This window comes from Pedobacter sp. D749, assembly GCF_019317285.1.
GTDB lineage: Bacteria > Bacteroidota > Bacteroidia > Sphingobacteriales > Sphingobacteriaceae > Pedobacter.
In genome coordinates this window covers 5,539,076-5,553,464 of the sequence record NZ_CP079218.1, presented here as the reverse complement: position 1 = coordinate 5,553,464, position 14,389 = coordinate 5,539,076, and the positions used below count along the sequence as shown (strand labels likewise).

Below are 14,389 nucleotides of genomic sequence, written 5' to 3'. Positions count from 1 at the left end.
AGCATGCAAAAAGGCACTTTATACCTTATTCCCGTACCATTGGCTGAAGAGGTAGCACACAAAACGTTTACCCCTTATTTGGTTGATACCATTAACCAGATTGACACCTACATTGTAGAAAACAGTAAAACAGCCCGTAAGTTTTTAAAGGAGGCTGGATTAAAAACCCCTCAAAAAGATCTGATCGTACACGATTATGGAAAACATAACCGTACCGATTTAGGTCAGTTTTTTGTGGAGCTTAATGCCGGAAAAGATGTAGGTTTGATGAGCGAAGCAGGTTGCCCTGGCATTGCCGATCCAGGAGCCGATATTGTTGCCGAAGCACATAAACGCGGTATTAAAGTGGTACCATTGGTAGGACCAAGTTCAATTTTGTTAGCTTTAATGGCTTCAGGTTTTAACGGACAAAGTTTCGCCTTTTGGGGTTATTTGCCAATCGATAAAGAGCAACGCACCAAAAGGATTAAAGACCTGGATTTATCGGCAAGCCGCTATAAACAAACACAGATATTCATCGAAACACCTTTCCGCAATAACCAGCTTTTTGAAGAAGTGCTGAAAAGCTGCAAACCCAATACACAAGTGTGTGTAGCTAGCAACCTTACCGCAGCAGATGAATTTATTAAGACCCAAAGTGTTTACAACTGGCGAAAAGAGGAAATAGACTTGCATAAACAGCCAACTATATTTTTGTTGTACTAAAGTTGTTCATTCGTTCAGTAGCCATTGGTTCATTGGTGATTTACATTGGTCACGTATGCCTTTCAAATCTTCGTCATCTCGACTGAAGCGTAGCGAAATGGAGAGATCTATTCTTCTTAGATTTCTCGGCTGCAATGCATTCTGTTCGAAATGACGATTAATTGAAGTAATAACTCAAAAAAATCAAAACATATCCCGCACCAGATTGGTTGTTAATGTAGCGTTCTGTAATATTATTCACTAAATTTTATAATTATGAAAAATACGGGCACACCAAAAAACAACCCCACAGTTCAGGGCAGTTCAATAGCAGATCGGGCAAATCATGATGTTAAAACGGATAAAAAAATCCAGGGCATTACCAACGGCGGCGGACAACGATCTGATCAGACTTCGAACAAGGACAACCAGCGGAAATACGATAATAAGAAATAATGAAAAGGTGATGATCTTGCAAGATCATCACCTTTTTTGTTAAATCATAAATTTCTAATCCATGGGATGTGCGGGATAATAGCCCTCTGTAGCAATGATATATATTGCACCTTCTACCGACGGAAGTTTAGGCAGGGCAAAATTCGACCTGCCATCGCCGCCATACCTTGTTTTGAGGATAGAAAACAACATCGTATTTTTAGTGATTGATAGCAGCGAGCCATCACATATCGCAAACCCTACAGGCGCATAATCGCCGGCAAAAAGGGTTATTGCCCCTAGCATTAAATTCATAGCGTTTTTATTTATTGTTTTATACTACTAAATAAATAAAATAATTCTTATTTCGCCATTACATTATAAAGATTATAATCCGTCGTGAGTGCACCGGTTATTCCTAAATTATAATAGCGTAAAAACTTAGCTGAAAATATTATTCACCAGCTAAATTTCCTCCAATTGAAGATATATTCTTTAAAAGAATGCGCTAATCTACTTTAAGCAATACCAATCTTATCTAATCACCCTATTAGGAGAAAAGGCAATAAAATATTCAGACCCGGTTTGGATACTAACATTAAGATCGGGCACATTAACTTTGGGCTGCTCTTTGAGCTGCGATAATACACTGGCTGTAAAATCGTGTATCTTTTTGGGATCTACATGAAAAGAAACTGTAGGAAAGAAATCGTGCTCGATTGCGGCCTTTCCCTCCTCATTTACCTGGCTAAATTTCCACGATTCTGTAGCCCGAAAACCATTTTCGTTGTTAGCATTATTTAAATGATATAAAAACACTTTCGCCTGTAAGGCTATACTCTCATTTTGCATACTATAAAATTTGGGCCTTTCTGGCCATAATTCGGTAAGGTAAGAAGAATAAAACTGGTAGTGCCCTTTTTTAATTAGTGAGCGATATGGAATTAACTATTCATCTTCTTTAAAACTTTAATTTAAATCAAAGAAACACCCGTAAAACAGACTGTTTGTGTAAATTTTTAAATACAAATACAGCTTTAAAACATTACAAAGCATATTGGTTAAGTCTTGGTGTAAAATTACCCTACAGGTAAAAAATAATGTAACATGTTCTGTTACATTTGTTTCATCAGCTCTTAAGGATTAACTAACCTATATCCCATGAAAAAAAACCTAAAAAGAATCGCGATCGTAGCGATGGTTGCAGTAGTAGTTGCAGCATGTAAAAAAAACCAGGAAACATTAACACCAGAACCACAAGAAACTGTAAAAAACACCGATGAGGTTTTACAGCACATTAAAAATTTAGGCTTCCCTGAATCGAGTATTGTTGATAATGGAAATGAATATGTTGTTGAGGAAGATATTATATTCCCTAAAAACATGGAAATTCCTGCAAATACGGGGCTAAAAACCGAACAGTATTATACCGGAAGCATCGTAAATGCAACGAAAAAATTAAATATCAGGATTTTTGTAGATGCATCTATGACCTCTATGAGCAGTGAGATCAATAGTGCCATTGCCCAATGGAATGCTGTTCCAAATTCGACCTTACGCTTTAGCGTTGTAACAACAGCACCTTACGACATTCTGATCAAAAATGAAAATTTAGGAAATGGTGTTTGTGGCCAGGGACAGTTCCCTTCGGGAGGAAGTGCAGGTGCTTTGGTTAAAATCAATAAAAATTACATTGCCGGTAATTCTTTTGCACAACGTGCCAGAACAATTTGTCACGAGTTTGGTCACTGTATCTCATTCAGACATACTAACTGGTCAGCTATCGGTGAATCAAGTGCAACAAATGTACCTGGCGTAACCGGAACCGATGCATCGTCGATCATGAATGGCGGCCAATGTGGCTCAGGTGCCACGGTATTATCACAAAAAGATAAAGATGCCACTGCTGTATTATATTAAAATTTGCTAAAAACAATAAACAAACCTAAACCGATCTGTAAGGGGCTGATAATTAATAAGCCCGGGAGCACATTGTAGCGCCCGGGCTTATTCTTTTGATAAGGCAATGATGTCTTTCCCTTCTAAAATCCGCCGCTCATTAGTGTGGCTCAAAGTATTGATCATCGCATCGCCCAGTTCAGCCATTGTGCAAAATCCACCTGGATAAACAGCCCTTCCAAGCGGAAATAACCAATTGATATAGGTATAAAATTTATGTGCATATTTCTGACCTGGCAATGGCTTGATAAAACCCGGACGGAAATTAAACACCTGTTCAAAAGGTAATTTTGTTAAATCGCTTTCCGTTTTGCCTTTTACCTGTGCCCATTTCAAACGGCTATGCGCATTGGTTCCTCCACCAGAAACATAACAAAAAGTCATATCGCTATTGAGTTTGCTCAACGTTTGTGCAACATGCATGGTAAGTGTATAAGTCATTTTATAATAGGTTTCCTGATCAGCGCCTACTGAAGTAATGCCCAAACAGAAGAAACAGGCATTATAACCAATCAGCTGACTTTCTATCGCCGAGAAATCGAAAAAATCAGGATGGATAATCTCTTTCAGCTTTGCATGGCTATAACCAGAAGGTTTGCGATTGATGACTAAAACCCCATCTATTTCAGGGCTATTTAAGCATTGCATCAATACCCCTTCTCCAACCATTCCAGTAGCACCGGTAATGATAACATTATTTTGATCTCTGGTTTTTCCCATGAAAGTTGTTTAATAATTAAAACGAATGTAAGTTAATCTTTGTTTGCTAATAAGATCCAGATAGATTCTTTTCACCTGATTATGTCAAAAAAGAGATATTTTTATGATAATTAATTCTTATTAAGAACACCAGCCATATGAAAAGTCAGAACCTGCCGTGCATTAAAATAATGGTACTTACCTGGTTATTATTTATTTCCTGTCAGTTATTTGCACAGCAGGAATTGAGTCCGAGGCAAACCTATCCTAATTTATTTGAGCAAGTTCAGATGGCAGGAATTTATCCTGATAGTAAATCTTTCGTGGATGCCATCCCAAAAAGGAAGCCTTCAGAAATCATGAACGCTTATATCACGCACAAAAATGACAAAAATTTTGATTTAAAAGCATTTGTAAGCGAATACTTTAGCCTGCCCGAAAACCATCACGCAGCTTACCATTCGGATATCAATGCAGGTATCGAAAAACATTTAGACACGTTGTGGACGGTTTTAAAAAGAAATCCGGATACGGTTTCCACTTATCAAACTTCGTTACTGCCATTGCCAAAACCCTACATTGTTCCGGGTGGCCGTTTTAGGGAAGTTTATTACTGGGATTCTTATTTCACCATGTTGGGCCTGCAAAAGGCAGATAAAACAGAAACCATAAAAGATATGGTTGATAATTTTGCTTTCCTTATCGATAAATATGGTTTTATCCCGAATGGGAACCGCACGTATTACTTAACACGCTCGCAACCCCCGTTTTTTGCTGCTATGGTTCAACTGCTAACAAAGCATAGTAAGGATGTAAAACTTAGGGATTATAGGGATGCATTGGAGAAAGAGTACAATTTCTGGATGAAAGGTGCCAGTAATATAGGTAACGGAAAAGCCATTAACCACGTGGTAAAATTAACAGATGGCACCATTTTAAACCGCTATTACGATGCCGGCGATCAGCCACGTGAAGAATCGTACAGGGAAGATTTTGAAGCAGCAAAATCAACAAAGCAAGTTCCATCCACATTCCTGAGAAATGTACGTTCTGCTGCAGAATCGGGTTGGGATTTTAGCAGCAGGTGGTTTGCCGACGGTAAAAACTATAGCCAGATTATTACTACAGATCTGCTTCCTGTTGATTTAAATACATTGTTGTACAATCTGGAAACTACAATTTCGGCGGCAAACATAGAGGCGGGCAATAATGCAAAGGCCGCTGCATTTGCCAAAAAGGCGCTTAAGCGTAAAACTGCTATCCTTAAATATTTCTGGAACAAAAAACAGGGCTTTTTTACCGACTATAACTGGAAAAAACGCTCTTTATCCAATCAGCTTACGCTTGCGGCAGCTTTTCCTCTTTATTTTAAGCTGGCAACAAACGAACAGGCGAAAGCTGTTAAAGAGAAGTTAGCAAAGGATTTTTTTAAAACCGGCGGTTTAATTACAACCTTAACCACAACAAAACAACAGTGGGATGCGCCAAATGCATGGGCACCGCTGCAATATATCAGCATTATTGGGTTGCGCAATTATGGCTATGATAAACTGGCTGATACCATTAGTACAAGGTGGATAAGCCTTAATATTTCGGTATTTAAAGAAACCGGGAAATTAATGGAAAAGTATAATGTGGTAGAAACGGACAGTAAGGGTGGTGGTGGCGAATATCCACTACAGGATGGTTTTGGCTGGACAAATGGTGTACTTTTAAAACTGATGAAAAAATAACTATTGAGATGAGAATTACTCTTTTCATCCATTTTGATAAATACTATCGGTTTTAATAAAAAGAAGAGGCCTAACCCTTAACAGAAATAATTAACCTGTTAAGGGTTAGGCCCCGTCGATGTCTACTAAATTTTAATATCCTGGATTTTGTATAAGATTTGGATTACCAAGCTGATTATCGGGGATAGGAAAAAGTAAGTATTTAGCTTCACTTGCCGGTTTTTCCTGCCATGCAGCAAGGAATTTACCAAAACGGATTAAATCCTGTCTCCTAAAACTCTCCCAATATAACTCACGGCCACGCTCATCCAATAATATATCCAATGTTAAACTTGGTAAAATTGAAGCACCTCTAACCGTTCTGATCGAATTCACAATGGTTAAGGCAGCTGCTGGCTGCGATGTTCTTAACAGGGCTTCGGCTTTCATCAATAATACGTCGGCATAACGGAAATAAACCCAGTCGTTATCAGGTTTTTTAGATCCGGAGTTGGCATAATCAATCGGATATTTGATCACACGGATACCTGCCACTTCCAAATGGTTAGGGTCTCTTTCTATAATGCTTACCTCTGGCGTAAAGGCCAATGGATTGCCTTTTCTATCTTTTAAGGCTACCCCATTCTGGTTTACCTGTTGACCAACTAAAAACCCCACCCTAACACCTGCAATATTGGTTTGGCCAGTATAAGATCCGCCTCTTCGTTTATCAGCAGCTTCAAATTTTGCGTAAAAGTTTGATAGGGTCGAAAAACCGTTGTAACCGCTCGGGTCCTGGTTATAGTGTGTGGTACATTTCCACTGACCATCCAGATCGCTGCCATTTACACCACCTAAATTTTGTGCAGTAAAAATGTTTTCAGTTGAAAGCACATCATTTGTTGGGGCAAAATTATCAAAGTAGTTTGCCGTGAGCACATAACCTCCGGCTGCTATTTCATCGGCAAGCGAAATTACCCTGGCCATATCTGCAGCATCAAAAGTTGGTGTATTGCGGTTCAGGAAAGCTCCTTTGTTAAGGTAAAGTTTCATTAAAAGTGTTCTGGCCGCATTTTTATTGGCAACATTTGCAGGTCCGGCAGGCAGATCGGGAATTATTGCCGTTAACTCACTAATGAGGTAAGTAATTTCATATGCTGCATTTCTTACACGGGATGGTTTGGTAACACCTTCACCGGGATCCCTATAAGGCACCTGCCCCCAGCCATCCAGCACAGAAAATTGGGCAAATGCACGTAAAAAACGCGCCTGCGCGGCCTGCCCCGCATTTGGACTTGCATTTAAAACACTTGTAGCCACATAAGAAATACTATTTAAATCCCTGAACACATCCGAGATCCGGGTATGATCTGGTGCCCATTTATGTAAATGTAATGCGCGCCATGCACCATTGTCGTCCCAATCGCCTGCACGTGTGGGCACTATAATTTCGTCAGACGTTACTTCCTGCAAAGCAGCCCAATTCCATGGTGCCTGGTAAGGACCGATCATTGCGGCGTATGTAGCACCCAATACCCCGGCAACATTATTTGATGATACTGCTCCACTACCAACCTGGCCATTCAGGTTTTCATCCAGCTTGGTACAGCCTGAAAAACTTAGGGCAACCACAGCGAAACTGAAAATATATTTATTTTTCATGTTATTATAGTTAAAAGATTAAAGGGAAAAATTAACACCAAAATTGAAGGTCCTTGCTGTTGGATAAGCCGTATAATCTATCCCGGCAGAAGGAACCCCGCTAACACCTTTGTTTACATTCACCTCTGGATCAAAACCGGTGTATTTTGTAATTACAAATAGGTTTTGGCCGTTAACATAAACGTTTAAAGATTTTATTGATTTACCGATGTTCCCGATATTATAATTAAGGGTGGCATTAGCCAACTTTAGGTAATTACCTTTTTCGATATACCTTGATGAAGCCGCAATTGGATTTGCAAGCGACTCTTGAATAGGTGAGTTAACCAAGGCGGCAGAAATATTCCGCTGGGCACCCAGGTTGGAAATGGCCAATACAGAATTTGCGGTGTTGTTATAAATATCCTGACCAAATGAACCATTTAAGTTTGCCGTAAACGAGAATTTCTTATACCTTAAATTGGTACTTAAACCTAAAATCACTTTCGGATTGGGATTACCCACATAATAAGCGGTAAAGCCATCATCGGTATATTGCGAAAAGCCACTCGCATCCAAACCATTATACTGGCGGGTAACCATGGCAAAAAGTGGTAAACCATTCTGGATCACTTCGGTTGTGACACCACTTAAACCCTGGCCGTTTAGCGAACCTGTTTTAATAATGCCATTTATGTTCTGAACTTTATTGTTGATAAAAGTGGCATTACCGCCTAAAGACCATGTAAAGTTATCTTTATCGATAATTGTACCATTTAACGTTAACTCCAATCCCTTATTGATGATCTGACCCGGTAAATTTACCCAGGTAGGCACATTACCACCAACTGCCGGAGAAAATGCAATTTGCGGGAACAATAAATCGTTTGTTTTTTTATTAAAATAATCTAGTGATCCAGTTAACCTGTTTTTAAACAGTCCGAAATCGATACCTACGTTCGCCTGTTTATCCGATTGCCACTTTAAATCGGCATTTTCATTATTGATCGGCGTTAGGATAGGCGAACCGTTCGCATTTCCAAAATCGTAACGGAGCTGGGCAGAACCAGATGGAAAGTCCTGATTACCCGTTTTACCATAACCTAAACGTAATTTTAACTGATCTAACCATTGGGTATCAGACATGAAACTTTCCTTTCTGATATCCCAGGCGGCGGCAAAAGAAGGGAAATAACCATAACGGTTAGATTTACCAAATTTGGTAGAACCATCTGCCCTGAAAGTGGCAGTTAAGATATACCTGTTATCATAATTAAAAATTGCCCTTGCAAAATAAGATTGTAATTCTGTTATAGGGTTATTAAAGGTCGAAAATGTACGGTTGGCTGGTGCCGTGGTTTGAAAAGCATCGGTATAATCGGCAGCGATATCGCCAAAACCTGTTGCGGTATTGGTTGCCCCTTTGTTGATAAAGTTTGAATACTCATAACCTAAAATCGCGTTCAGGTTTAGCTTGCTTGCAATTTCTTTATTAAAGTTTAAGGTATTGGTAAACTGTTGGGTAATCAATTCGTTGTTGGAGTAGCTGGCATAACCGCCGAGAAAAGTTCCGGATGGCTGGATGCCCTGCAGGTTTAAAGTGCTCCTGGTAGATGCCCTTCTGATACCCGCGCTATAATTTACGCTGGCAAGCATGCGGTACTCTAACCAGGGCGTAATTTTGTAATATGGCGAAACGCTGCCCAAAATGGTAGACACTTTCGATTTATCGTTATTTGCAGCCAGGGCAGCTAGAGGATTGATGGTGGTAGAACCGTAATCTATAAATAAACTACCATCGGGATTATAGAAAGATTGTGTGGGATTCCACGATAATGCCTGCGAAATTAAGCTTCCTGTAAACCCCGCATCAGTGGTAATTGGCGCTACACTTTCCAGGTACTGGTTGCTGATCATGTTAATATCCACTCCCAGCTTTTTACTTTCCAGAAATTTGAAATTACCATTAAAGCCGGCACTGTATTTTTTAAAATCGGTTGTTTTGATGATCCCCTGTTGATCCTGGTAGCCAAGTGAAACACGAAATGTATTACCATTGGTACCGCCGCTAATACCAATTGAGTAATTTTGGTTATATGCTGTTCTGGTAATCGCATCCAAAGCGTCAACACTGTTTCCGAAATTACCGGTTGTAAGGCTATATTTCTGCAGTGCTGCACGGTATTCATCGCCCGTTAAAACATCAACCCGCTTTGCAATGTTACTTACGCCTGCAGATGCACTTACATCGATTTTGGTCTCACCGGATTTTCCTCTTTTTGTGGTAATTAAAACCACACCATAGGCAGCACGCGAACCGTAAATTGCCGTAGCCGATGCATCTTTCAATATCTCCATCGACTCAATATCAGCCGGATTGATAAAGTTTAAAGGATTGCCATCAGGCGCTGTACCAATACCTGCGCTTGTTGATGGCCTGGCCGATCTTCCGTCAAGCGCTACCCCATCTACTACATAAAGGGGCTGCCCTGTTCCGGTAATGGCAGAATTACCCCTTATCCTAACAGTAGAGGCACCACCCGGTTGTCCACTGTTATTGATCATCTGTACACCTGCAACTTTACCCTGTATCAATTGATCAGGTGCATTTAGCGGGCCTTTATTAAAATCTTTGGCCGATACGGTTGTTGCGGCACCTGTTAAATCATTTTTTCTTACTGAAGCATAACCGATAACCACAACAGCTTCGAGGTTATTAAGCGAACTTAAGGTAATGTTAAGCAGGGTTTGATTGTTGATACTTACCGTTTGCGATTCGTAACCTACAAAGCTTACCGTTAGCCGGCTTGTTCCGTTTGGGGCAGTGATCTGATACTTACCCTCTGCATCGCTTTGTGTTCTGGTGTTCGTACCCGTTATTTGCAAGGTTGCGCCGGCTAAAGGCGTTTTATCGGTATCGTATATCATACCTTTTACAGTGATCTGGGCAAAAGCTGCCGTACTGGATAAAAGAATTAAGAGACTTAAACTGATGAGTTTCTTTAGTGAATACAATTTCTGTTTCAAAGACAAAACAGACCAATTGCCTGGTAAAGTGATGTTCATAGTAATTTATTATAATTGGTTAGAAATTAGTTTTTTAAGAGGTGTTAGTGCTGGAATTTAGGGCGGACTCTTTTTCATGGTTTTTGGTTTTATATTGATATTTACTTGATTACACTGTAATTGATAACTGGTGCCAATGAATAACTCCAATGATAAATGCCCGCTCTTGATTTGGCAATTCAAAATCTCTGGGATCGTTCCCGATATTTATGACATCAAAACAATAAGCTGTTTTTAACTCATATCGGTTCCTATTAATGGGCGAATAGGATTCCACGAGCACATTTTGGTAATCGTTAACACCATTTCGATGGACTATAAAACTTATCTTGTTAAGGCAATAAACTACGGCATCTTTCTGCCAGGCTGGTATTTTTGTTTTTGGATATACTATATTTTTGGCTATGGCCTGCAGCTGGCCTGTAATGACATAGAATGGGGGCTCTAAAATGATAAACAGTTCTTGTTGTCCCATAATTTTTTGATACAATAAGTCCGGTCCATATAATGGCTCCAAAGCTATTGTCATTTAGTTTAGTATAATGATTAATCGTCAAAAGCGAGCAGTTAAAATTACCCGAAATATCAAATTTATAGTATGAATATAACTCATAAATCATATAAAACCATAAAAATTAAAATTATTTGTAGCTATAAATTGCATAATGTATTCTTTACGACCCGCAAGAAACTGATGTTGGGGTTGCAAAAAGACACCTGTTTTTAGCCGAGAAAACAGTTAAACGATACAGATAGAACTATCGAAACCTACAAAGACTACACTTGAGAAATATGGAATCAAAAGCTTAATAAATGATTAGGAAAGGAGAGTATTAGCCAATTGACCTGATTGAGAAGATTTGGGATATCCTTTAATTGAGCATTTAAATTATAAATAGTCTTTTAAAAAGGTGATGCTTTTTCAGAAAATTCTGTTTCATGAAAACATAACTGAAGAATCTGTTTTTGTGGTGAGCGGATTTGGGTGATGTTAAAAAACATTGAGGCTATATGCAGTTGCATACAGCCTCAAAAAAATTATCTTGCTGTTGGGCCTTTCATCTGGTAATCTTTAGGTGGTTCTGCACCTAAAAGGTTTTGTACAAAGTAATCCCAGCGGCGGCGCATCATATAAGGCGAGTAAGCACCGTAACCATGTGCACTGTTTGGAAAAATAACGAGATCAAATGATTTGTTTGCTTTTTCAAGCGCCTCTACTACCAATAACGTATTGTATGGTGGCACATTATCATCCATCAAGCCGTGAACCAGCATCAATTTACCTTTTAAATTTTTAGCATAATTTTGATTCGCCTGAACTCCGTAATCTGAATTTTCTACCAGGCCGTTATAGCGTTCGCCCCAATCGTCCTCGTAATTTCTGTTGTCGTGGTTTCCTGATTCAGAAATACCCACTTTAAAGAAATCCGGATAACGGAACATTGCCGCAGCAGTAGCAAAACCACCACCAGAATGCCCCCAAATACCTACTTTTGTCGTGTCGATAGGATATTTTGCAGAAAGTTGTCTGATGGCCGCAATCTGATCAGGCAAGGTGTTCTCTGCCATGTTGCCGTAGCTCATATCGTGAAAACTTTTAGAGCGGTCGGGGTTACTGGTTCCTTCTATTACCACAACAATAAAACCCAGTTCGGCCAAGGCCTGATTATCGCCACGCGAAGCTGCAAATGCCCAGCTGCCTACGCTACCACCCTGTGGCCCAGGATAAATATAATCGATAACAGGATATTTCTGGCTGGCATCCATTTTTGTTGGTGTAAAAACCAGACCATAGATATCTGTTTTACCATCTTTGGCTTTCACCGAAACCGAAATGGGCGCTTTCCAACCTGTAGCGATTAATCTCGAAACATCTGTTTTTTCTAAAGTATTGATCAGTTTTCCGTCAATGCTTCTCAAAACAGTAACTGCTGGCACATCAGGCTGCGAATAGCTATCGATAAAATATTTTTCTGAAGGAGATAGTGATACAACATGATTTCCTACTTCAGGAGTTAGGTTGGTTAAATTTTTCCCGTCGAAACCAATTTTATACAGGTAACTAAAATAAGGATTTCCTTTCTCACGGCCGTTTGCAAAAAAGTAAAGCGTACGTGTCTTTTCATCAACTTTAATCAAACGAGAAACTACGAAATCGCCTTGGGTAATCTGGTTTTTCAATTTTCCGTTACTTGAATCGTACAAATACAAATGTCCCCAGTTATCTCTTTCCGAATACCAGATGATTTCTTTTGAAGCAGGAAGATAACGCCAGTTGATAGCTCCTTGCCCCGATTCGTACTGTGTTTTTACAGTCTCTTCGAAAACTTCGCGAACAGCACCTGTTGTGGCGTTGGCAATACGGAACTTTTCGTTTTTATGATCTCGTGAAGTCGACACGAAAGCAACTTCCGATCCATCTGCTTTCCAATCGATATCATCAAAAGTACCACTGCTTGATATATCATCACTCAAAGTTGCCCGATGTTGATCTGCAGGAATGTTAAGCGAAATTACTTTCGGGTTTTCTACATCGATAACCACTCTACGGATGGTTGCAATCTGCTTATCGCCAGGCAAAGGATATTTCCAGGCTTTTAGTACCGGTGCACCCACATTAGTGGTTACAAGGTACATATCTTTTGAATTTCTTTGATCTTGCTGAAAGGTCGCTATCTTTTTTGAATCGGGCGACCAACGTAAAATTGGGGCATCACTGTGTTTCCAGCCTGCGTTATCGGTAGCATAACCATAGTCTTTAATGCCATCGGTGGTGAGCTGTATTAATTTGCCTGAGGCCACATCTTTCACAAAAAGATTATAATCTTTAATTAAAATGGCTTTTTTTCCATCAGGTGATAATACCTCGTTGTGGCCACCCATGCGTCGCGATGGCATTTCGCCTCCTTTATAATCAGTAGTGGCTGTTTTGGTTTTATTTGCAGGATCTACCAGAAAAGCCTGTTCAGTACCATTGTTTTTTGTGCTATACCAAAATTTATCACCTTCGAGCCAGTTCGGCTGTACATTGGCGTGGTCGATATACTTTGCGGTGTTATAGCTCATAAAACTTTCCGCTTTTTCATAATCTTTAACGGTTAAAGCCTTCTGCTGAGCATTTGCCGTAATGGCCAAAGTACAAGCCGTTACGGTAAGCCAATATTTATTCATCATGTTAGTTAATCTTGCGATAAAAATAATACTGTTTTGGCAAACGATTGGTATTAATCATGATACAAAATGGGCATAGGCCGCAGAGGAGCGTGCAAAGAGCCAGACAAATTACCTCAGACTTTTGGACACCTGACCTGATACTTAACTGCAATTTCTCTTTTCAACTATATATGTTGACTAAAAAACATTGTATTTAGCGATAAAAGCGGTATTGATAAACAAAATGAATCCAGATATTCGACAACAGGACACTCATTCCGGTACAACATGGACAAATGATATCAAAAAATATGCTGCAAAACTCCTGGCTACATATTGCCTTTTGGTTCAATTATCCCCCTTTCATTACTTATATCGTAATAAAAATCAAAATCCTCAGTACTTCCCAAAAAAATTGAGTGTTTGTAAAATTCAGCCGTAACCATATCATTATATGGTAGAGATACTTTAATTGAAGTCATTTTGGTGCTGATATGCCTGTCAATACTGGCAATTTTAAAAAATCCCACTAAAATACATGAGCTCAAAAATAGATGCATGCAGACACATTTAAGTTGAAATAGCCTTACATGAAATACAACAATCCACAAAAACAAGAATAACACCAAGGTAACAAGGAATGGAACTAAGACCTCTTCTAAACCAGACTGAAAGGATAAGCAGAAAAAAAGTATAATTGGAACAAGTCCGATAATTAAGCATAAATTTCTAAAAACCAGTTCGGAGCATGTGTCTTTAGCCCAACTGCAACCAATAAATATCAAACAAATAATAAAGGGCATTAAAAATGAAATTGCTAACTCTTTTGTTATGGAGAAACCCCTTTCAGAGATCAAAAGATCAGTGGTGTCGGCAAAACCTAGAATGTCGATTTTAAAACTTCGGAAATAATGTAACTCTCCATAAAAATTTAGTGCTGCCAAAAACACTATGGATAAAAAAAAATAGGTAAAGAATAGCCGGGTCATAGTAGATAATATCGATTACTGGAAGTACTTCAGGTTATGTTAATTAGCCAT

The 14,389-nt window shown here is 39.2% G+C and carries 12 protein-coding genes; 4 read left to right on the top strand and 8 right to left on the bottom strand.

Annotated features, from left to right (window positions below; genetic code table 11):
• Positions 1 to 3: 3 nt before the first annotated feature.
• Together KYH19_RS22880 and KYH19_RS22875 are read left to right on the top strand one after the other, a co-directional pair.
• Positions 4 to 705: an SAM-dependent methyltransferase gene (locus KYH19_RS22880; protein WP_219076906.1), complete on the top strand. Its 702-nt coding sequence runs from the start codon at positions 4 to 6 to the stop codon at positions 703 to 705.
• 255 nt (positions 706 to 960) lie between these two features.
• Complete coding sequence (locus KYH19_RS22875; protein ID WP_090765130.1) at positions 961 to 1,140, top strand: hypothetical protein; 180 nt, start codon at positions 961 to 963, stop codon at positions 1,138 to 1,140.
• Positions 1,141 to 1,194: 54 nt separating this feature from the next.
• Here KYH19_RS22875 and KYH19_RS22870 read toward each other — a convergent pair whose 3' ends face one another.
• Entirely contained in the window at positions 1,195 to 1,434 is a 240-nt protein-coding gene (locus KYH19_RS22870) for a phage tail protein (RefSeq protein WP_132398127.1), read from the bottom strand.
• Positions 1,435 to 1,653: 219 nt separating this feature from the next.
• A complete protein-coding gene (locus KYH19_RS22865) occupies positions 1,654 to 1,971 on the bottom strand; it encodes a hypothetical protein (protein ID WP_132398125.1) in 318 nt (105 codons plus the stop codon).
• A gap of 309 nt (positions 1,972 to 2,280) precedes the next feature.
• Between KYH19_RS22865 and KYH19_RS22860 the strand changes: the two genes are divergently transcribed.
• Positions 2,281 to 3,039, top strand: coding sequence for a M57 family metalloprotease (locus tag KYH19_RS22860; protein WP_219076905.1), 759 nt, complete (start codon positions 2,281 to 2,283; stop codon positions 3,037 to 3,039).
• Between the two features lie 87 nt (positions 3,040 to 3,126).
• On the opposite strand, the gene KYH19_RS22855 is transcribed toward KYH19_RS22860, so the two are convergent.
• Complete coding sequence (locus KYH19_RS22855; RefSeq protein ID WP_132398121.1) at positions 3,127 to 3,798, bottom strand: NAD-dependent epimerase/dehydratase family protein; 672 nt, start codon at positions 3,796 to 3,798, stop codon at positions 3,127 to 3,129.
• A 137-nt stretch (positions 3,799 to 3,935) separates the two neighbouring features.
• Between KYH19_RS22855 and treF the strand changes: the two genes are divergently transcribed.
• A complete protein-coding gene (gene treF, locus KYH19_RS22850; protein WP_219076904.1) occupies positions 3,936 to 5,510 on the top strand; it encodes an alpha,alpha-trehalase TreF in 1,575 nt (524 codons plus the stop codon).
• Between the two features lie 132 nt (positions 5,511 to 5,642).
• Here the strand turns inward: treF and KYH19_RS22845 are convergent, their stop codons facing one another.
• From KYH19_RS22845 to KYH19_RS22825, 5 genes are all read right to left on the bottom strand, one after another.
• Positions 5,643 to 7,151 carry a RagB/SusD family nutrient uptake outer membrane protein gene (locus KYH19_RS22845; protein WP_219076903.1) on the bottom strand — a complete coding sequence of 503 codons (1,509 nt, stop codon included), beginning with the start codon at positions 7,149 to 7,151 and terminating at the stop codon, positions 5,643 to 5,645.
• An 18-nt stretch (positions 7,152 to 7,169) separates the two neighbouring features.
• A complete protein-coding gene (locus KYH19_RS22840; RefSeq protein WP_255562504.1) occupies positions 7,170 to 10,196 on the bottom strand; it encodes a SusC/RagA family TonB-linked outer membrane protein in 3,027 nt (1,008 codons plus the stop codon).
• 109 nt (positions 10,197 to 10,305) lie between these two features.
• Positions 10,306 to 10,671, bottom strand: coding sequence for a hypothetical protein (locus KYH19_RS22835; RefSeq protein WP_219076902.1), 366 nt, complete (start codon positions 10,669 to 10,671; stop codon positions 10,306 to 10,308).
• Positions 10,672 to 11,234: 563 nt separating this feature from the next.
• Positions 11,235 to 13,370 (bottom strand): S9 family peptidase, encoded by a 2,136-nt coding sequence (locus KYH19_RS22830; protein ID WP_255562503.1) that lies wholly within the window; start codon positions 13,368 to 13,370, stop codon positions 11,235 to 11,237.
• A gap of 308 nt (positions 13,371 to 13,678) precedes the next feature.
• Positions 13,679 to 14,293, bottom strand: coding sequence for a hypothetical protein (locus KYH19_RS22825; RefSeq protein ID WP_219076901.1), 615 nt, complete (start codon positions 14,291 to 14,293; stop codon positions 13,679 to 13,681).
• Between the last annotated feature and the right edge of the window lie 96 nt (positions 14,294 to 14,389).